The organism is Methylocaldum sp. (assembly GCF_035627495.1).
In the GTDB taxonomy this organism is placed as follows: Bacteria; Pseudomonadota; Gammaproteobacteria; order Methylococcales; family Methylococcaceae; genus Methylocaldum.
This window is the reverse complement of record NZ_DASPLO010000080.1, coordinates 1-18,041: the sequence shown is the minus strand read 5'-3', so window position 1 is coordinate 18,041 and position 18,041 is coordinate 1. Positions and strand designations below refer to the sequence as shown.

Annotated in this window: 15 protein-coding genes; 4 read left to right on the top strand and 11 right to left on the bottom strand. The window is 58.5% G+C overall.

Annotated elements, in window-relative coordinates; genetic code table 11:
- Positions 1 to 3: 3 nt before the first annotated feature.
- A complete protein-coding gene (locus tag VEB01_RS06885) occupies positions 4 to 1,314 on the bottom strand; it encodes a homoserine dehydrogenase (RefSeq protein WP_324873986.1) in 1,311 nt (436 codons plus the stop codon).
- A 119-nt stretch (positions 1,315 to 1,433) separates the two neighbouring features.
- Entirely contained in the window at positions 1,434 to 2,618 is a 1,185-nt protein-coding gene (gene alaC / locus VEB01_RS06880; protein ID WP_324873984.1) for an alanine transaminase, read from the bottom strand.
- 448 nt (positions 2,619 to 3,066) lie between these two features.
- Here alaC and VEB01_RS06875 point away from each other — a divergent pair, with 448 nt between their 5' ends.
- Together VEB01_RS06875 and thiD are read left to right on the top strand one after the other, a co-directional pair.
- Positions 3,067 to 4,158, top strand: a complete 1,092-nt coding sequence (locus tag VEB01_RS06875) for an ABC transporter ATP-binding protein (RefSeq protein ID WP_324873983.1) — start codon at positions 3,067 to 3,069, stop codon at positions 4,156 to 4,158.
- 22 nt (positions 4,159 to 4,180) lie between these two features.
- Positions 4,181 to 4,960: a bifunctional hydroxymethylpyrimidine kinase/phosphomethylpyrimidine kinase gene (gene thiD, locus VEB01_RS06870; protein ID WP_324873981.1), complete on the top strand. Its 780-nt coding sequence runs from the start codon at positions 4,181 to 4,183 to the stop codon at positions 4,958 to 4,960.
- A gap of 32 nt (positions 4,961 to 4,992) precedes the next feature.
- On the opposite strand, the gene VEB01_RS06865 is transcribed toward thiD, so the two are convergent.
- The 3 genes from VEB01_RS06865 to VEB01_RS06855 form a co-directional block, all read right to left on the bottom strand.
- The gene (locus VEB01_RS06865) at positions 4,993 to 5,751 is read right to left on the bottom strand and encodes a BON domain-containing protein (protein WP_324873980.1); all 759 of its coding nucleotides are present in this window, start codon (positions 5,749 to 5,751) and stop codon (positions 4,993 to 4,995) included.
- 59 nt (positions 5,752 to 5,810) lie between these two features.
- A complete protein-coding gene (locus VEB01_RS06860; protein WP_324873979.1) occupies positions 5,811 to 6,377 on the bottom strand; it encodes an HPF/RaiA family ribosome-associated protein in 567 nt (188 codons plus the stop codon).
- A 182-nt stretch (positions 6,378 to 6,559) separates the two neighbouring features.
- On the bottom strand, positions 6,560 to 7,054 hold the full coding sequence (locus tag VEB01_RS06855; protein WP_324873977.1) for a BCAM0308 family protein: 495 nt from the start codon (positions 7,052 to 7,054) through the stop codon (positions 6,560 to 6,562).
- A 285-nt stretch (positions 7,055 to 7,339) separates the two neighbouring features.
- Here VEB01_RS06855 and VEB01_RS06850 point away from each other — a divergent pair, with 285 nt between their 5' ends.
- Both VEB01_RS06850 and VEB01_RS06845 read left to right on the top strand, forming a co-directional pair.
- Positions 7,340 to 8,956 carry an NAD+ synthase gene (locus tag VEB01_RS06850; protein ID WP_324873976.1) on the top strand — a complete coding sequence of 539 codons (1,617 nt, stop codon included), beginning with the start codon at positions 7,340 to 7,342 and terminating at the stop codon, positions 8,954 to 8,956.
- 63 nt (positions 8,957 to 9,019) lie between these two features.
- Entirely contained in the window at positions 9,020 to 10,318 is a 1,299-nt protein-coding gene (locus VEB01_RS06845) for an FGGY-family carbohydrate kinase (protein ID WP_324873975.1), read from the top strand.
- An 870-nt stretch (positions 10,319 to 11,188) separates the two neighbouring features.
- Here VEB01_RS06845 and VEB01_RS06840 read toward each other — a convergent pair.
- The 6 genes from VEB01_RS06840 to VEB01_RS06815 all read right to left on the bottom strand — a co-directional run bounded on the left by VEB01_RS06840 (position 11,189) and on the right by VEB01_RS06815 (position 17,771).
- Complete coding sequence (locus VEB01_RS06840; RefSeq protein WP_324873974.1) at positions 11,189 to 11,926, bottom strand: VPLPA-CTERM sorting domain-containing protein; 738 nt, start codon at positions 11,924 to 11,926, stop codon at positions 11,189 to 11,191.
- A 283-nt stretch (positions 11,927 to 12,209) separates the two neighbouring features.
- A complete protein-coding gene (locus VEB01_RS06835) occupies positions 12,210 to 12,386 on the bottom strand; it encodes a hypothetical protein (protein ID WP_324873973.1) in 177 nt (58 codons plus the stop codon).
- 214 nt (positions 12,387 to 12,600) lie between these two features.
- Positions 12,601 to 15,471, bottom strand: a complete 2,871-nt coding sequence (locus tag VEB01_RS06830; protein ID WP_324873972.1) for a PAS domain S-box protein — start codon at positions 15,469 to 15,471, stop codon at positions 12,601 to 12,603.
- Between the two features lie 180 nt (positions 15,472 to 15,651).
- Complete coding sequence (locus tag VEB01_RS06825; protein WP_324873970.1) at positions 15,652 to 16,443, bottom strand: ABC transporter permease; 792 nt, start codon at positions 16,441 to 16,443, stop codon at positions 15,652 to 15,654.
- On the bottom strand, positions 16,430 to 17,056 hold the full coding sequence (locus tag VEB01_RS06820; protein ID WP_324874055.1) for an ABC transporter ATP-binding protein: 627 nt from the start codon (positions 17,054 to 17,056) through the stop codon (positions 16,430 to 16,432). The genes VEB01_RS06825 and VEB01_RS06820 overlap by 14 nt, the downstream gene beginning before the upstream one ends.
- Before the next feature lie 58 nt (positions 17,057 to 17,114).
- Positions 17,115 to 17,771 carry an MBL fold metallo-hydrolase gene (locus VEB01_RS06815; protein ID WP_324873969.1) on the bottom strand — a complete coding sequence of 219 codons (657 nt, stop codon included), beginning with the start codon at positions 17,769 to 17,771 and terminating at the stop codon, positions 17,115 to 17,117.
- Positions 17,772 to 18,041 lie beyond the last annotated feature (270 nt).

Sequence of the window (18,041 nt, the reverse complement as noted above, 5' to 3'; positions counted from 1 at the left end):
CTATTAGCCTAGCGTTTCCAACCGAATCCGCTTCACCGGTCCGTTAATGGCGGACAGCGCTTCGATCTGTTGGATGGCGTCGTTCAGCTTCCGCTCCTGAACCTTCTGCGTCAGCATGATGACGGGCAGATAGCTTTCGCCGTCCGGCAACTCCTTCTGGATAACAGCCTCGATGCTGATGTTATGGTTGGCGAGAATACGCGTCACATCGGCCAGCACGCCGGGTTTGTCCTCGGCGCTGAGGCGGAGATAGTAGGCCGTTTCGACGTCCTCGATGGGCAGAATGGGAATGTCCGAAATCGCCTCGGGCTGAAACGCCAGGTGCGGCACCCGGTTCTCGGGGTCGGAGGTCAGCGTGCGCACCACGTCGATGATATCCGCCACGACCGATGACGCCGTGGGTTCCGCCCCGGCCCCCGCGCCGTAGTACAGAGTCGGGCCCACCGCATCGCCCTTGACTAGAACGGCGTTCATGACGCCGTTGACGTTGGCGATCAAGCGCCGCTCGGGAATCAGCGTGGGATGCACGCGCAGCTCGATACCTTTTTCGGCGCGGCGGGCGATGCCGAGCAGTTTGATGCGATAGCCCAGAGCTTCCGCGTAGGCCACATCCAGTGCCGTGATGCTGCTGATCCCCTCGATGCAAACCTTGTCGAACTGCAGCGGAATGCCGAAGGCGATGGACGCCAGAATCGTCAGCTTATGGGCGGCATCGATGCCCTCCACGTCGAACGTGGGATCGGACTCGGCATAGCCCAGCGCTTGCGCTTCCTTCAGCACGTCTTGAAAATCCCGCCCCTTTTCGCGCATTTCGGTCAGGATGAAATTGCAGGTGCCGTTGATGATGCCGGCCAGCCATTCCACCTTGTTGCCCGAAAGTCCCTCGCGCAATGCCTTGATGATGGGAATTCCGCCGGCCACGGCCGCTTCGAAAGCCACCATCAGGCCTTTTTCACTGGCCTTGGCGAAGATCTCGTTGCCGTGCAGCGCGATGAGCATCTTGTTGGCGGTGACTACGTGCTTGCCGGCGTCGAGCGCCCGCATCACCAGTTCTTTCGCCGGATTCAGGCCGCCGATCAATTCGACGACGATGTCCACCTCGGGATCGGTGACGACCTCGTAGGGGTCCGTGGTCAATCGGATGCCGTTGGTGTCGCAAATCCGGGAACGGTTGACGTCTCGAGCCGCCACCACGCTAATGTGGATTTCCCGGCCGGCTCGCCGAGTAATCTCGCCGGCATTCCGCTTTAGGACCTTGACCGTGCCGCCGCCGACCGTGCCTAAACCGAGCAAACCGATATTTACGGGTTTCAAGACGCTCTCCTGTTACGAAAAAATCGCGTAGCGAACACCTCGCCTCTCCCTTTGAGAGAGGTGAGGGAAACCGACCATGGCGCGAGCGCCATGGTCGGTTAGCAATAAAAGTGCCGGGATTATACCGAGTTATCCTTGCGCATCATATGCCGTATGCCGCGGATCGCCTGGCGGGTGCGGTGTTCGTTCTCGATCAGGCTGAAGCGGACATGATCGTCCCCGTAGTCGCCGAAGCCGATGCCGGGGGACACCGCTACCTGGGCGTCCAGCAGCAGTTTCTTGGCGAATTCCAGCGAACCCAGGTGCCGGTACTGCTCCGGGATCGGCGCCCAGACGAACATGGTGCCCTTGGGTCTTTGAACCGTCCAACCGATATTATCGAGGCTCGCGCACAAGACATCGCGGCGTACGCGGTAGGTCTCGCAGATCTCGGCGACACAATCCTGAGGACCTTCCAAAGCGGCGATCGCCGCCACCTGGATCGGCGTGAACGTGCCGTAGTCGAGATAGGATTTGATACGCCCCAGGGCCGCAACCAGTTCGCGATTGCCGCACATGAAGCCCACCCGCCAGCCGGGCATGTTGTAGCTCTTGGAGAGCGTAAAGAATTCGACGGCCACGTCGGTCGCACCGGGCACCTGCAGGATGGAAGGCGCGGTGTAGCCGTCGAACACCAGATCCGCGTAGGCGATGTCGTGCACGACCCAGATTTTGTACTCTCGGGCCAGTTCGACGACCTTCTCGAAGAAATCCAGCTCCACGCACTGAGTAGTCGGATTGCCGGGAAAGTTCAGGATCAGCATCTTGGGCTTGGGCCAGGAGGTTTTGATGGCCTTCTCCAATTCCTCGAAGAAGTCCACGCCCGGCACCAGCGGCACATGGCGAACGTCCGCACCCGCCAGGACGCAGCCGTAAGGATGGATGGGATAAGCCGGATTGGGCACCAGTACCGCGTCGCCGGGACCCAAGGTGGCAAACATCAGATGGGCCAAGCCCTCTTTCGAACCGATGCTGACGATAGCCTGGGAATCGGGGTCGAGATCGACGCCGAAGCGACGCTGATACCAGCCGCAGATCGCCTTGCGAAGACGGGGAATGCCTTTGGAAACGGAATACCGGTGGGCGGTCCCCTTCTGAGCCACCTCGACCAGTTTATCGACGATGTGCTGCGGCGTGGGCCGGTCGGGGTTGCCCATGCCGAAATCGATGATATCGACACCCTGGGCGCGCTCTTTAGCCTTGAGTTCGTTGACAATATTGAAAACGTAGGGAGGCAGGCGCTTGATACGTTGAAATTCTTCCATCCAGGACTCTTTGCGTAGGGGTACTTTTAAAGCGGAATGAGTGGGCGCGAGGCCAAACAGCTTAAAGTACCGATGCGCTTTTAGACTGTCAACGGCCTATGGAATACAAGTATCGCAGCGCCGGCGGGCGAAAACCTTTAGCAACGATCAAGCCAACTTATGATATAAGGCATTCTGATGCCGACTGCCATGAGAGCCGCCTGTGGCCGACTTGTCTCCTTCTCGGTAAGACGCACCTCAGCGGAACGAGACGCAAGCGAAACATGGTTTGCTCGGCTTATCGTATAGTCCTATGGCTACTTTTCTTAATCATCCGTGCCTTGGCAGGTTCTTGACGCCTGTGGAAGGACCCTCCGAATCTTTTTTGTTGCGTCACTCTGAGGCGGCCCCCTTTGTATGGCCCCAATACAGCACTTGAAGAGGTACGACCCAACACTCCAAAACCACAATGTATGCCCTCGCAAAACAAATCTTTCCCCTTTTCAATGGGTACTATCGTGTACTCTTCGGCATCGCGGCTCTCATCACCTTGCAAAAGGTGGGAGACTTACTAGTCCCGCTGGTTGCTGCGCAAATCATCGACCGCATTGCGGCTTTGCTCCCGATCGACGAGGTTAGACTCGTCATCGGCGGCGCCTTTCTCTTTTGGGTGACCCATGGCAGCATCATCCCCTACGCATTCGAGGCACGGGACATCCGCTATTTCGGACTCCCTGTGCGAAAATACCTCAGCGTTCGGGTGCTCGATAGGGTTCTTCGAACGCCGCTGAAACGGTATCGGCAGGAACACGACGGCACAGTCAACTCGCGGCTGCTCCAGGCGCAAATCGAGATCGGCGAACGGGTCGTGGCCGATTTCATGACAAACCTGTTCCGGATCGCCATACCCGTCCTGCCCACTGGCTTTTTATCCATCGTAATCCTGATTTGGTATATCCCGCAGCTCGGTCTTCTGGTGCTGCTGGGCGGATTTGTCGACGTGGCCATAACGGTTTGCATCAACAAAAAACTTTCAACCCGGTTCAGGACGCTGCAGGTCCGCGACAACGCGCGACGAAGCATGCATTTGGCCATTTTTTCGGAATATGACCGATCATTTGCCAACCGGGAGGAAACCGTCCGGATTTACGATGCGGCGTATGCGGATTATGCCGACAGCGGCGTGGACACCTGGCTGCATTTCCAACGACTTACTTTTATGCGCGGCATTGTCGTGAACATCACCAATGCCCTCGTCTGGGGAATCGGAATCGCTTACCTTTACGAGGGCGGATACACCCTAGGTTACTTTCTCATGTTCACCTCGTGGTCGACGCGCTCGATCGATTTCTTCTACACCTGTCTCAGTCTGCACAAGCAATGGATCGAGACGCGCCCGGCGATGGAGATATTCTTCAGCATACTTGGCCAGGCCGGCGAGGCGCCTACTCTCGAGCCGGAGCGCCTCCGAATCGCGCCGCGATCCGGTCGGGCGAATACCTTGGAGTGCGACGAGACATCGACCGCCGTTCGATCGAACCGTTCGGGTTTACCCAAATAGAGAACGCGCTTACGAAACTCCAATGAAACACAAACCACCCGTCGTTCTGAGCTTATCCGGACACGATCCCACTGGCGGCGCCGGCATTCAGGCCGATATCGAAACCATTTCCCGGCTCGGCTGTCATCCCTGCACGGTCGTAACCGCCTTGACGGTTCAAGACACGCACAACGTCCGCAAAGTATTGCCGCAAAAGGCCGGGGATTTCCTGGAGCAGGCGCGGACGGTGCTTCAGGACCTTCCCGTCGCCGCCATCAAGATCGGCCTTCTGGGAAGCGTTGATATCGTTCACGCCGTGTACGAACTGCTAAAGGAGGCCGGCGGCATTCCGGTCGTTTTAGATCCCATCCTGGCGGCGGGAGGCGGAACAAACTTGGCGAACGAGGCGCTAATCGAAGCACTGAGACAGGAGCTGATTCCACGGGCTACGGTGCTGACGCCGAACTCGCCCGAGGCGAGAACATTAACCGGAATGCGCGACCTGGACGATTGCGCCCGCGACCTCCTCGCGCTCGGTTGCCCGAACGTTTTGCTGACGGGAACCCATGAGGAAGATAACGAAGTCATCAACCGCCTGTGCCGCCTCTCCGTCACGAAAACCTACCGCTGGCCGCGCTTGCCGGGAAGCTATCACGGCTCCGGCTGCACGCTGGCATCCGCCCTTGCCGCTTTGCTGGCTCAGTGCCGGGACATCGAACCCGCCGCGTTAGAGGCGCAAGACTTTACCTGGCAAGCTTTGAGGAATGGATACCGGCTCGGCGGCGGCCAACTTCTCCCGAATCGGTTTTATCTCACGCCATGAGGAGATTGTTTCGCATTCGCGAGGAACAATGATTATTCCGCAATCTGGATGCGGTCTATCACGTCGTGCACGCCGGGGACATACCACGCGTCGAGTACGGCCAGGCGTCGCTCCTCCTCGCTGGCGAGGTATCCTTCCAGCGTCACCGTACCCTGTTCGGCCGTGACATGAATCTGTGACTGGCGGACCAAGGGATCTTTTTCCAAAATCAGGTGTACGGCATCGGCGAGCTCGCCGTCGGTTTCCTGCTCCGGGGGGACGACGTGCAGCAAGTTTTCGACCGATTCGCAGCCGGCGGCCCACCACGCGAGCACCTCTGCAAAGCGGCGGTGCGACAGGCTGAGCACGGTGCCCGACAGGACCACGGTGCCATCCTTCACCTCGATCTCGATGCGCTGCTCGCCCCAATCGCCTTCAGTGCGATCGGGCCACTCGCTGCGACCGACACGAATCGTTTCAAGCCGGTCGTCTTCGCGCACATAAAGACCGCACTCCCGGAAAACCGGCTCCTGCTGCAGCAGATTGACGACCTCGTCGCGCAAGCCGCCCTCCCTCTCGGACGGGGGCACTGCAACGCGCAGCCGATCCACGACCGGCGAATTATCCGCATGTCGATACGCAACGGTGTGTGCAATCCGCTTCGCCGCGATGTCGCCCACCGCGCCTTCCAAGACGATGGCACCGTCCTCGACGTCGACGCGAATGGGATAATTGTGCAGGTTGACCCGGGTGTCATGCTCCAGGTCGGCCAGTATGGCCGTGATTCGATCATGATGGGGATTGGTCGGCATATCGCCCTCCTTGACTCCGAACTGTGCGAGCGCTGTTCAGTAACACATGCGGGTCTTAGCTAACCCACAACATGGTGTTTTCCCTCCACGGTTACCGAACTCGCCTGAGGTCCCTGCTCGCCCATTTCTTCGACAAAGCGTACGGTGTCGCCGACGCCCAATTTGTCGAAATCGCCTTGTACCACGCTGTTCCGATGGAAATAAATCAGATGCCCGTCGGACGCCTCGATCATCCCGTAATCGCCCTCCGGGTTGATTTGGGCGACGGTTCCGTGAGGTGTAGTCTCGTGGGTTTTGACATCATGCCGGACTTGCCGGACGTAATCCTCCAGTTGCCGGCGGGCGGCGTCGAAGGCGTCGCGGATCGCCACGTAAACATCCTCGTGCGCATGATCTTTGCCGGGATCGCGGCTGACCACCAACTCATCGCCAGGCACGGTGATATCCACTCTCACATGGTAGGTATTGCCTTGCCGATGGTGGCGGTGGAGTGCTTCCACCATCACCCGGCAGGACATGATGTGTTCGAAAAACTGATCCAGTTTCTCGGCACGATCACGAACGGCTTGTTCCATAGCCTCGGACGGCTCCATATTCCGGAAAGAAATCTGTAACGGCAGTTGCATGCTCTCGCTCCTCAAACTTGTCTAGGCACCGCTTTACTCCGTAGTTATCCACAGATTCGGGGAAAAAGCATGACGTAAAAGCCCGTACCCGTTGCGACTCCATATCCTCGAAGCAGTCCGGGAATCACCCGATCGGAGCTTTCCCCGCCACACCAGCGGTCCGGCCGCGGATTAGCCGAGCATCAGCGCGACCAATTCACCCGAAGAAGAAATTCCTCTTCCTGATAGGAAAAATCGAGATCACCTTTATAGGCGTGCTGGACAGCTTGCCCGGCCGCCCTCGCAAGCTGGGGATCGGTGAATGTGATCAGTACGCCGCCGTCCTGCTCCTCGACGGCCATGATGCGCTTTAACGCGTGCTCGGCTTTCTCCCGTTCCTCAATGTTGCGGACGAGATGGATAATCTCGTCTCTATGTTCGGCGAAGAACTCGCCCATTAGCGTGAGAAATCCGGCCGGGCATTTGTCGTGGACACGATGACAGGCGGGACACATTTCCTCGTTCGCTCCGGCAGGCGCCTCGGACCATTGCCAGCGGCCGTTGTGATAAACGGCCCGGCATTCCGGGCAAACCGTAGGCTCCGGCAATTTTTGCCGTATCTTATAGGTGTCGTGCTCAAACTCACGGATCAGACGATCTTGCCGATCTTGGTGGTACATGCTGGGTGGTTGAGTCATGGCGAAATCTCCTTCTCTAGTGCGGCGATACTGGATCGGACACGATTACAGCGCTTAAATTCGCAACTAAATAAATCGGCCGGATGAGCGCCACTGGCCGGGAACGCGGAGCCTGTCCTGAACCGAGCCGAAGGGCTTATCCCGATCTACATCTCGATCGGATGCGGTTGCAGTGCTTGAATTCGCAAGACGCCAGACTTCAAATCCGAAGCCGAGGGCGTCGTTTTCGTTGCAATTTCAGGCGAAAATAGCCGCAATACATTGGACATTTGAATCGCCATAACCGTGAACCTTCGTATCGCAATCGCGCAACTTAATTTTCTCGTCGGTGACCTTCGGAACAACGCGCGCCGCGTTTTAGACACCGCCCGGGAAGCCCGCGACGGGCTTCAAGCCCATGCCGTGGTTTTCCCGGAGCTGACCCTGGCGGGCTACCCGCCCGAGGACTTGATCCTGCGCCCCGACTTCATGGCCCAGGTCGAGCGCGTTCTCAACGAAATGGCCGGCCAGGTGCACGGCATCGACGTAATCGTGGGTTTTCCGGAAAAACAAACCGGGATGCCCTACAACAGCGCCGCCGTGCTGCGGGACGGCAAAATTCACGCGATCTACCGCAAGCACGCCCTGCCCAATTACGGCGTGTTCGACGAAAAGCGTTATTTTCTGCCCGGCTCGGAACCCTGCGTGTTCGACTTACAAGGCATTCCCGTGGGACTCACCGTCTGCGAGGATCTTTGGCTGCCGGGCGCCGTGGAACAGGCTGCGGAAGCCGGCGCCAAGCTGATCCTGAACATCAATGCCTCGCCCTACCACGCCAACAAAACCAGAGAACGCGAAGCGGTCGCCCGGGAGCGCATCGCGGTGGCCGGCGTGCCGCTGGTTTATGTCAACCTGATCGGCGGGCAAGACGAACTGGTCTTCGACGGAGCATCGTTCGTGATGAACGGTGAAGGCGCCATTACTTTCCGCGCACCGGAATTCGAGGAGGCGTTGGTGCCTGTCGAATTCGTCTGCGGCGACACGGTGGAACCGGTTGCCGATGCCATTGCGGAACCCTTGCCGGAGATCGAAAGCGTATACAAGGCCCTTGTCACCGGTATCCGCGACTATGTCGGCAAAAACCATTTCGAAGGCGCGGTGCTCGGGCTGTCCGGCGGCATCGACTCGGCCTTGACCTTGGCTCTTGCCGCGGATGCCTTGGGCGCCGACAAGGTCGAAGGCGTGCTGATGCCGTCGCGCTACACGGCGGCCATGAGCATCGAGGATGCCCGCCTCGAAGCCGAGGCGCTGGGCTGCCGCTATCACATCATTCCCATCGAACCGGCCTTCAACACCTTTCTCGATATGCTCGAGGAGAGCTTTGCCGGATTGCCCCCCGATACCACCGAAGAAAACATCCAGGCACGCTGCCGGGGCATCGTCCTCATGGCGTTCTCCAACAAGAAGCGAAAAATCCTTCTCACCACCGGAAACAAGAGCGAGATGAGCGTGGGTTACGCCACGCTGTACGGCGACATGGCCGGTGGATTCGCGCCGCTGAAGGACGTACCGAAGCTTCTCGTGTACCGATTGGCGGAATATCGCAACAGCCTCTCGCCGGTCATTCCGCAACGGGTGATCGACCGTCCGCCTTCCGCCGAACTCAGACCCGATCAGAAAGACGAAGACTCGCTGCCGCCTTATTCCGTGCTGGACCCGATTCTCGAAATGTACGTGGAGCAGGACAAATCGGTGGAGGAAATCATCGCCGCCGGGTTTCCAGAGCACGAGGTGAAACGCGTCGCGCACATGGTGGACCGCAACGAGTACAAGCGCCGCCAAGCCCCGCCCGGCGTCAAGATCACGCGCCGCGCTTTCGGCCGGGACCGGCGGTATCCGATAACGTGCGGATACCAGCGGTAGAGCGGCAACCGGGGCGATTTCCCGCCATGACACTGGCTCATTCGAAATTCCGATAGTCTGCTCGTGCGATCGCCATCCGCCTACATCGGCATCGATCTCGGCACATCCGGCGTGCGGGCGTTGGCTATCGACGAGAACGGCAACGAGATAGCGGAATCCGCGGTGTCTTTGCCGCCGCCGCAGAGGGACGATGCCGGCAAATCCGAGCAAAACCCGGAGCTTTGGTGGGAGGCCGTGGTTGCGGTCTTGAAAAGCTTGATCCCAAAGCTTGCGGCTTACGAACCGTGCGGCCTTGCGGTGGATGGCACTTCCGCGACTCTGCTGATTGGCGACGGTCAAGGCCGGCCGCTGTCGCCGGCCCTGATGTACGACGATACCCGCAGCCGCTCCGTTCTCCCCATAATCCGGAACACCGCTCCTGCCGAAAGCGCGGTGCACAGTGCCTCGTCCGGGCTGGCCAAACTGATCTTCCTTTATCCTGCGGTGAAAACTCGAAGGCGAATCAAGGCTCTACACCAAGCAGATTGGATTCTGGGCCGACTGACCGGCCGGTATGGCATCACCGACGAGAATAACGCTCTGAAGCTGGGTTACGATGCGGTTGAGCGGCGCTGGCCCGACTGGATGGAGCGCTTCGGGTTCCCCGCGAGCATTCTGCCCGAGGTTCATCCGGCAGGAACGGTCGTCGGCCGGGTTTCGAGAGCAGCCGCACGGGTCACGGGGCTTCCGGGATCCTGCCGGGTCGCCACCGGCACCACGGACAGCACGGCGGCGGCGCTGGCCAGCGGCATCGAAAAACCGGGCGAAGCGGTTACGTCGCTGGGCAGTACCTTAGTCGTCAAAGTGCTTTCGGCACACCCGATATTCGAAGCCGATTCAGGAATCTATAGCCACCGCATCGGCAATCTGTGGCTGGCCGGAGGTGCCTCGAATTCCGGCGGTGCCGTGTTGGCCCGTTATTTCACGACTTCGCAGATGGAAGAACTCAGCCGTAGAATCAACCCACTCAAGCCTACGAACCTCGGCTATTACCCGCTGCTCGCACCAGGGGAACGGTTTCCGATCAACGATCCATGCTACCTTCCCCGTTTGCTGCCACGTCCCGAGGACGACACCCTATTTTTTCAAGGCTTGCTCGAAGGAATTGCCGAAATCGAAAAGCTTGGCTATACCCGGCTCGCCGAATTGGGTGCGCCGGTTCCGACACGCGTGGTCACTTCAGGTGGAGGTGCGGATAATGAAATCTGGCGGCGGATTCGCGCCTGCTATCTCGATATCTCGGTGGAGATCGCCGAACATCGTCAAGCAGCCTATGGCTCGGCTCGACTCGCCCGCATGAGTCTCGAGCAAGCGTCCCGTTAAGGCACGAACAACCGGTTTAAGTTATGGAAAAGCAAAAAAAGAAGGCAGAACAAAGTGCTTGGGGGGGATGGGGGTGTTCTGCCTTCTGGGGAAGTCTTGGAGGGAAACTCTCAAACGCTCACTATCGGCTGACACAACTATCAGTTAAGGAACTTAACTTATGTCTTCTTCGGCCCGGAATCTCTTTTTTACTCTCGCAACCGGCACGAAGATTCGCCTTCGACGTACTTACAAGCTGCCTCCGGTATTCTTGCATCAAACGCTGCCTTGTCATTTCATTCGCGAACGCGGGCATTTAACGCCTTCATCATCCGCCGCCTTTTCCTCTATCGGCGAATGGAAAAACGAAACATCCCTGTTTCAACGTACATCCCAGTGAAATTCGTACATCCCAGTCAAATTCGAATCGCTTCAACGATTATGGGCGTTGCCGTTCCATGCCGGACATCCCAGTCAGATTCGGAACATTCCGTCTCCTTTCAGAACGTTCCGAATCGTTCCGAATTTCAACGGAACATCCCAGTTCCGCCGGAACCATCCTGTTCCCGGGCGACATCCTTAAGTCCCTTCGCCATATCCTGTATTCCCTAGCGGGAACTCCTGTTCCCGACTCAATATCGCTACGGTTAAGGTCTTCAACCTTCCGGTAGGATTGCTTTCGAGTGGTTGCCATTAAATCGCGATTTATACTTACCGAGAATACGGATGAATTCGTACGTTCTTTCCGCAAGGACAAGGCCTGTATGGTCACGATGAAGGAAACGGAAAGGCAGTGGATTGCCCTAGGGTGCGCTGCCGCCAAAATCGGCGCTCGCAAGGAGCGTGGCGGCCAGCGCGGTTTAGTGAATCAAACGCATTGCCGGACTAGAACTAGGCGGTTGCCTGACGGCGACGCCCAATCGTAATCAGAGCCGACAAAGCGGTCCCGAGCAGCCAGACCGAAGCAGGCAGCGGTATCAGCGCGACATCAACGCTCAAGCCGCCGAAGTCTTTCTCGATCCAGGCAAAGCCGTTCTCCGGTGCAAAGGCCGCAAGAATATCTTTCACCGTCAGATCGATTTCGAGGGGACCAGAGGCTAGAGACTGACTAACTGTCAAATCCCATGGACTGCCATCGGTGCCGTCGTTAGCTCCGAACGCGGAAAATGTCTCGGCTTGAGTATCGCCAATGGTTTGAAGGGTCTCCGGATCTGCAACCCGCAGGGATGCAAAAGCCGATACCCCAGTTCCTTCGCCGGTTACTTGGTAGACGCCCTCGTTACTCCAAGTCACGCCGGTAATAAAATGATTAGGCGCAGCCGTGACCTTGAGCGTGAAACCGACGGTCTCCGCGTCGACCTGACCCGTGCCGATAGGCCCGTTGGTCCCGTTATCGACCTGACCCGAGCCCATCGATAACGCTTGAAACGTCAACGGGTCCGGCCTGAAGTTAAGATTAACGCCGGTGTCGTCGGTAATCACTACCGGCTCTCCCAATGCGCCCAGATCACCCTCCACCAGCGTAATGTCCGCGAGTTCGCTGGACCAGGACTGCGCATGGGCCGGTGCCCACGCCAGCCCCAGCGACAGCACGGCGAGCGGCGGGATGAATGTCTTTAACTTAAACATGAAGTTGTGCCTCCAACACGTGTTTTCCCTGAACGTCACCCAATTTCCGAACCGCGATCGTGACGTTTCTGCCACTCCCGCGCCCGCAAATCGGGTGACGGCCATGTTCCCTTGGCGGCTCTGGACATCCTGTGTCCGTCACAATGGGCACTGAACCACCCGCCGTGACTGCCACAATGACTTGATGCTTAAGTTCCGAAGGCTATCCGGCCTCATCGCTCATTCCGTCCTCTGCCGAGAGCGAAAAAGCCGCGCCCACGGCATCTGTCACAGAGCACCTAGGTTACTGACACAAATCGGCAAAACCGATCGTGATCCCAAAAAAAAACGGGTTCTCTCCTAATAAAGAAAGAGAACCCGGTCTTTCAGGATAATGCCCCACCCGAGGTGAGTATCCGCAATCGAAACAACCGGCTGGGCCGGAAAAAACTTCGATCGCCCAAAAAATCTTGATGGTCAAACCCCGCTTCCTGGTATGCATTTCCGGAATAACTCCTTTCCAGAACTGTCCTACTAAAGTTCATAAACGGACCAGTAAGCATCCAAAAAAGCGGATCCGACGAGAAGTTATATTTAAACGCCTATACACGTCCTCCGAAAATACGCGGAAATTCGTAAGTATTTCGTCACTAGACTGTAACTCTATCGATCAATAAACAGCCTCCCGCCGAACCTCAACTGGCCCTCAATGTGGCCAGCAACGCACTCAGGATCTCGGGGTCCACCGGCTTCACCAGATGATGGTCGAACCCCGCCGCTTTCGAACGGGCGCGGTCATCCGCTTGACCGTAACCGGTCACGGCGATCATCAGCGCCTTTTGCAATCCCGGCAACCCGCGCATCTGTCTCGCAACTTCATAACCGTCCATACCGGGCAATCCGATATCGAGCAGCACTGCCTCAGGCTGGAACTCAGCGGCCACTGTCAGAGCGCCCGGGCCATCGAAGGCGGTACGCACGTCGTGTCCGTCCAGGCTGAGCAGCAATGCCATGCTTTCCGCGGAATCGACGTTGTCATCGACAACCAGGACCCGAACACCCGCGGGTTTCGATGCAGATCCATTGCCCGCCGATCCGGAAGCCTCGTGGGACGGCGCAGCCGCAATCCGGGGCAGGTGTACGATGAACTCGGCGCCTCTACCGGAACCGGCGCTTTGCGCTTCCACTCTCCCTCCGTGCATTTCTATCAGGCGCCGCACCAGCGCAAGCCCGAGCCCAAGCCCGCCTTGCGAACGATCGAGCGAACGGCTGCCTTGGGTAAACAATTCGAAGATGTGCGGCAAAAGCTCACCCGGAATCCCCATGCCATTGTCGCGCACCCGCACTAAGACTTCGTTCGGAACAATCTCTACAGTCAGATCGATGCACCCGCCGGCATCGGTGTACTTGGCCGCGTTGTTCAATAGGTTGGCGACGACCTGCACGAGACGTGTCACGTCGCCCTCGACTTGCACCGGCTCCTGCGGCAAGCCGACCGTCAGCTTGTGCCGGCGGGATTTAATCAACGGCAGGCTGGTTTCGACAGCGCGTTCAACTACTGTTGCGAGTTCGACCGTCGCTTTTTTCAGGACAATGGTGCCACGGGTAATGCGGGAAATATCGAGCAGATCGTCAAGGAGGTGACTCATTTGAGCGACCTGACGACCGATCACATCGCGCGTCCACTTCAACTCGGAATCCGTCAGCCCCTGCTGCCGCAGCACCTGCACCGCATTGCGGATGGGCGCCAGCGGATTCCGAAGTTCATGGGCGAGCATCGCGACAAACTCGTCCTTTAGACGATCCGCCTCGCGCAAAGCCTGCTCCGCCTTCCGGCGATCCGTTACGTCGATCGCCATGGAGGCGAGGAATGGCCTTCGATCGGGCAAACGCATGGGGGCCGAGCCATAGAACAGCCAGCGCCGCGGGTCGCCATCCTTGGTCCACACCGTAATCTCCTCCGGTCCCGCGATCGAACCTTCGGTAAACCGCCGCTGTGTTTCCGCCAGGATGCTATCCACTTCTTCTTCGGGGATGCGACGCCCCTTCAGAAACCAGGCGCGGGCATCGGGAACATCCTCATGGGTCCATCCCGTCAATTCGGTCACCGCGCAACTGATTTCGAGTATTTGGCCGTCCAGAGCGTGTACGAAAATCGGAATCGGCGCCTGCTCCACCACTCGGCGGAAGCGCTCTTCGCTCTCGCGTAGGGCATCTTCGGCCTGCATGCGCTCGGAGATGTCGCGGCAGACGGTGGACAAATATTCCACCGATCCGTCGGCTCTCCGATGCGCCAGAATCATCTGCGAGACCGGAATTTCCGATCCATTCCGAGCCAGCAAAGCCGTCTCACCGGTCCATGCGCCTTCGCGCAGAGCCGCCGGAATGCCTTCATCCAAGATCCGCTGTTTCATCCGGGGCGACAGATGGTCGCCTATCGCAGTCGAAACGAGTCCGTCCTGATCGGCGAACCCGAGCATTCGCTGTCCGGCCCCATTGACGTAGATCAGCTTGCCGTCCGGCTCGGCCAGCCCGACGAGATCCTGCGAGGCCTCGATCATGCGGATCAAACGGACTTGCGCGGCCTCGAGCCGTTTGCGATCGGTCATGTCGCGAACGATGCCGAGTATCGCCACGTGACGGTTGAAGTGAATGCGGCGCGCGCAGATTTCAACGGAAACCCGACGACCGTCTCTGCGCAAAAGGGCCGCCTCACAGCGATAAGGAGATTCCAGCCGGGTGGCGGCGTTTGGCATGAAGCGCTCGCCCCAAAGTTCAAGATCCTCGGGTGCCACCACCGCTTGAAAAGACAATCCGATACATTCCTCGTCCGTATAGCCGAGCAACGCCGACAACGCGGGATTCGCAAAGACGAAACGGCAGTCTTGCGCCACGAATACGCCATCGTCGAGCGAGTCGAGCAGCATTTTGTATTTCGCCTCGCTTTCCGACAATGCCTGAGCCGCCTCCCGGCGCACCTTCGCGAGTTCGATATGCGTCGCGACGCACGCAAGAAGCCCGCGTGCGGAGATGGGCTTAATCAGATAATCGTCCACGCCGGCGCTCAATTCCTCGATACAGGTTTTTTCCTCTGAACGCGCCGAAGTCAGGATTACCGGGATGTGATGGATCTTGGCCTTATCCTTCAACGCGCGCAAAAGCACGGAGCCGTCGCATAGCAGGGTCTTGAGGTCGGCCAACACGAGGTCGGGGGGATCGCTCAGGACGGCATCAAGCGCCGCCGTACCATTGGTCGCAAACAGAACCTCGTAGCGGTCCTCCAGGAATCGCTTGAAATAACTGCGCATGTTGGCATTGCTCTCGGCAACGAGCAGACTGGCACGCTGCTTAGGCTTTCCGTCGTTTCGAACGGCGGCGCGCGCCAATACACTGTCGACACGTCGGTGGCGAAAGCTAGATGCGGGGAGTATACCAGCGGCGTCGTTTTGGGATGGCCATCGCGAAGCCCCGTTCAGGAACGAATCGGAGTGAAGCACCCCGATGTGATCGACAAAGCTATCGCCCGCAACCGACCCTTTCGCGGTGATTTGGTTGTCCTTCTCCATGCTGATGATCCCTATCGTATTTAATCGTATTTATGGGCTTGTAAGCCACGCAGGACGCCAAGTCTTGCCCTAAACGGCGTCCGTTCCAAGAGTTTCGAGCACGCATAGTCCTCTCATTCGTTCGTTTTTACCGCAATTTGCCGGGTCGAATCAAGCATTCCGAGAAGTCGGTCACAAAAGTTAGCCTTTCTTCAAAATATCTTCCTTCAACATGCCGAATTCATTGAATGCGATATTCAGGCTGAGTTTCAGATTGAGAATGCTGGCAAGGGTCGTACTGGCGAAAATGCACAGCATGATGGCGATCTGATATTTCACCGCCAGCCAGGGTTCACCGCCGCCCAGGATCTGGCCGGTCATCATGCCGGGCAGCGACACCAGCCCCAAGGTCGCCATGCCGGCCAAGGTCGGGTTGATGGCCGCTTTGACGGCTTCGCGGAAGTAGGGTCTGACTGCCTCCCAGCGGGTGGCGCCGAGCAGCAGGTAGGTCAGGTACTCGTTTTCGTTTTTCTTGAGCGCCATGTAGAAGCGCTCCAGCCCTATGACGTTGCCCTGCAGGCAGTTGCCGAGGATCATGCCTGCCAGGGGAACCAGATAGCGGGCGTCGTAATAAAGGGGCGGCCGGATTACCAGAATCAGCAGATAGGCTGTGGAGAATAGGACGCTGGCGGTCACCGCCGCGAAGGTGGCGGCGAAGAAGTAACGCCGCTTCAACCCGGCGCGTCTGAGAATCGTCCAATCGGCCACCACCAACATCACCAGAACCCACAATCCGTTCAGCCAGGGATTGTTGAGCGCGAACAGGGTTTTCAGATACACGCCCACCAAAGCCAGTTGAACGCTCATGCGCAGAATGCCGATGCCGATCGCCCGGCTCAAGCCGAGACCGATCAGCCCGAGCAGCAGCCAGGGCAGCAGCACGATGCCGTAGAGCACGGCCATCTGCGGCAGGGCGATATCAAGCGTTTCCATCGCGAAGAGTTCGGGTCAGGCGCCCATCCTCCAATTCCAAAACGACATCGCAGCGTGCGGCCCAGTCCGGGTCGTGGGTCACGGAAAGCACGGTGAGATCCGGATCGGCGAATACGTCCAACACCGCTTGTTTGCTCTCGGCATCCAGGGCGCTGGTCACTTCGTCCAGGAGATAGAGGCTTTTCCCCAACAACAGGGCACGTGCGATGGCGATACGCTGTTTTTCGCCACCGGAAACGCGGCGGCATTCCCGATCCAGGATATCCGGGGGCAGATGAAGACGCTGCAGCGCATCGATCAGTTGACGCTCGGAAGGTTTGTTTCCCCGGTGCGCTTTGAATTGAAAAGGCAAGGTCAAGGCTTCGCGCACTGTTTCGGCGCCCAAGATCGGCTCCTGGCCGATGTAGGCGGCACGGCGCCGGATAGTCTGAACGGTCGATGGGTCGAGCGGCTTGTCTTCAAAGTAGATCCTGCCCCCGGCCAGGGGATAAAGCCCCAACAAGGTCTTGAGCACCGTGCTCTTGCCGGAACCCGATTTGCCGCGAAGCACGGCCCTTTCACCGGCACCCAACGTGAAACTGAAATCGGTCAGAATCGGCTTGCCGTGAACCATTACCCGGACGCCGTCGAAGCGGATGAAAGTCGCGCTCACCGCCCAGCCATCGGCCTAATCATGTGCGCGACGATCTCTTGGCGGCATCGCCCACGAACGGGTTGGTGCGGCGTTCTTCGCCGAGCGTGGACAAGGGGCCGTGACCCGGAATGAAAGCCACATCGTCGCCCAGGGGAAAAAGCCGCTCACGGATGGATTTCACCAGATCATCGTAATCGCCTCGGGGAAAGTCGGTCCGGCCGATGGAGCCCTTGAACAGCACGTCCCCGACAATGGCGAGGCGTTCGCCGGCGTGAAAAAAGACCACGTGACCCGGCGTGTGGCCGGGGCAGTGCAGAACTTCGAGGGTTTGATGCCCGAACCGCACCGTGTCGCCGTCTTCGAGCCAACGGTCTGGGGTGAAGATGGCCGCGGGCGGAAAACCGAACATCTCGCACTGTTTCGGCAAAAGCTCGATCCAGAACCGGTCTTCCTTCTGCGGACCTTCGATCGGAATCCCGAGCCGCGCGGCCAAAACCGCGGTGCCGCCCGCGTGGTCCACATGGGCGTGGGTCAGCAAAATCTTGACGAGCTTCACCCTGGCGTCTTCGGCCGCCTTGAGGATTCGATCCAGATCGCCGCCGGGATCGACCACAACGCCCTCCATGGTGTCCTCGCACCAAAGGAGCGAGCAATTTTGCTGAAATGGCGTGACAGGGATGACAGTTACTTTCATGTCGGTGTCGGAAGATGAGTTCTGATGGAAATGATACCGGAAGTACACGGCAGCATTCCGGCAAAGGAAGCCGCCGTTGGCGGCGAATTTTTCGAATGCGGGTCTCGCCCCGCAGGCGAGTTCCTTTTCTTTGCTTGCCCAAAAGAAAGTAACCAAAGAAAAAGGCACCCGAATGACACGCTTAGCCCTGTGCTTCTCGCCCTGAGCCGGCGGCGACCGAAGGGACTTCCTGTCCCTCGGTCGCCGCGCGCGATCCCTCGCGCGCCCTTT

Bases quoted from the DNA above. Each gene is read 5' to 3' on its own strand.
- alaC (WP_324873984.1), bottom strand. From the start codon at position 2,618: ATGGAAGAATTTCAACGTATCAAGCGCCTGCCTCCCTACGTTTTCAAT.
- VEB01_RS06875 (WP_324873983.1), top strand. From the start codon at position 3,067: ATGTATGCCCTCGCAAAACAAATCTTTCCCCTTTTCAATGGGTACTAT.
- thiD (WP_324873981.1), top strand. From the start codon at position 4,181: ATGAAACACAAACCACCCGTCGTTCTGAGCTTATCCGGACACGATCCC.
- VEB01_RS06865 (WP_324873980.1), bottom strand. From the start codon at position 5,751: ATGCCGACCAATCCCCATCATGATCGAATCACGGCCATACTGGCCGAC.
- VEB01_RS06860 (WP_324873979.1), bottom strand. From the start codon at position 6,377: ATGCAACTGCCGTTACAGATTTCTTTCCGGAATATGGAGCCGTCCGAG.
- VEB01_RS06855 (WP_324873977.1), bottom strand. From the start codon at position 7,054: ATGACTCAACCACCCAGCATGTACCACCAAGATCGGCAAGATCGTCTG.
- VEB01_RS06840 (WP_324873974.1), bottom strand. From the start codon at position 11,926: ATGTTTAAGTTAAAGACATTCATCCCGCCGCTCGCCGTGCTGTCGCTG.
- VEB01_RS06830 (WP_324873972.1), bottom strand. From the start codon at position 15,471: ATGGAGAAGGACAACCAAATCACCGCGAAAGGGTCGGTTGCGGGCGAT.
- VEB01_RS06825 (WP_324873970.1), bottom strand. From the start codon at position 16,443: ATGGAAACGCTTGATATCGCCCTGCCGCAGATGGCCGTGCTCTACGGC.
- VEB01_RS06820 (WP_324874055.1), bottom strand. From the start codon at position 17,056: ATGGTTCACGGCAAGCCGATTCTGACCGATTTCAGTTTCACGTTGGGT.
- VEB01_RS06815 (WP_324873969.1), bottom strand. From the start codon at position 17,771: ATGAAAGTAACTGTCATCCCTGTCACGCCATTTCAGCAAAATTGCTCG.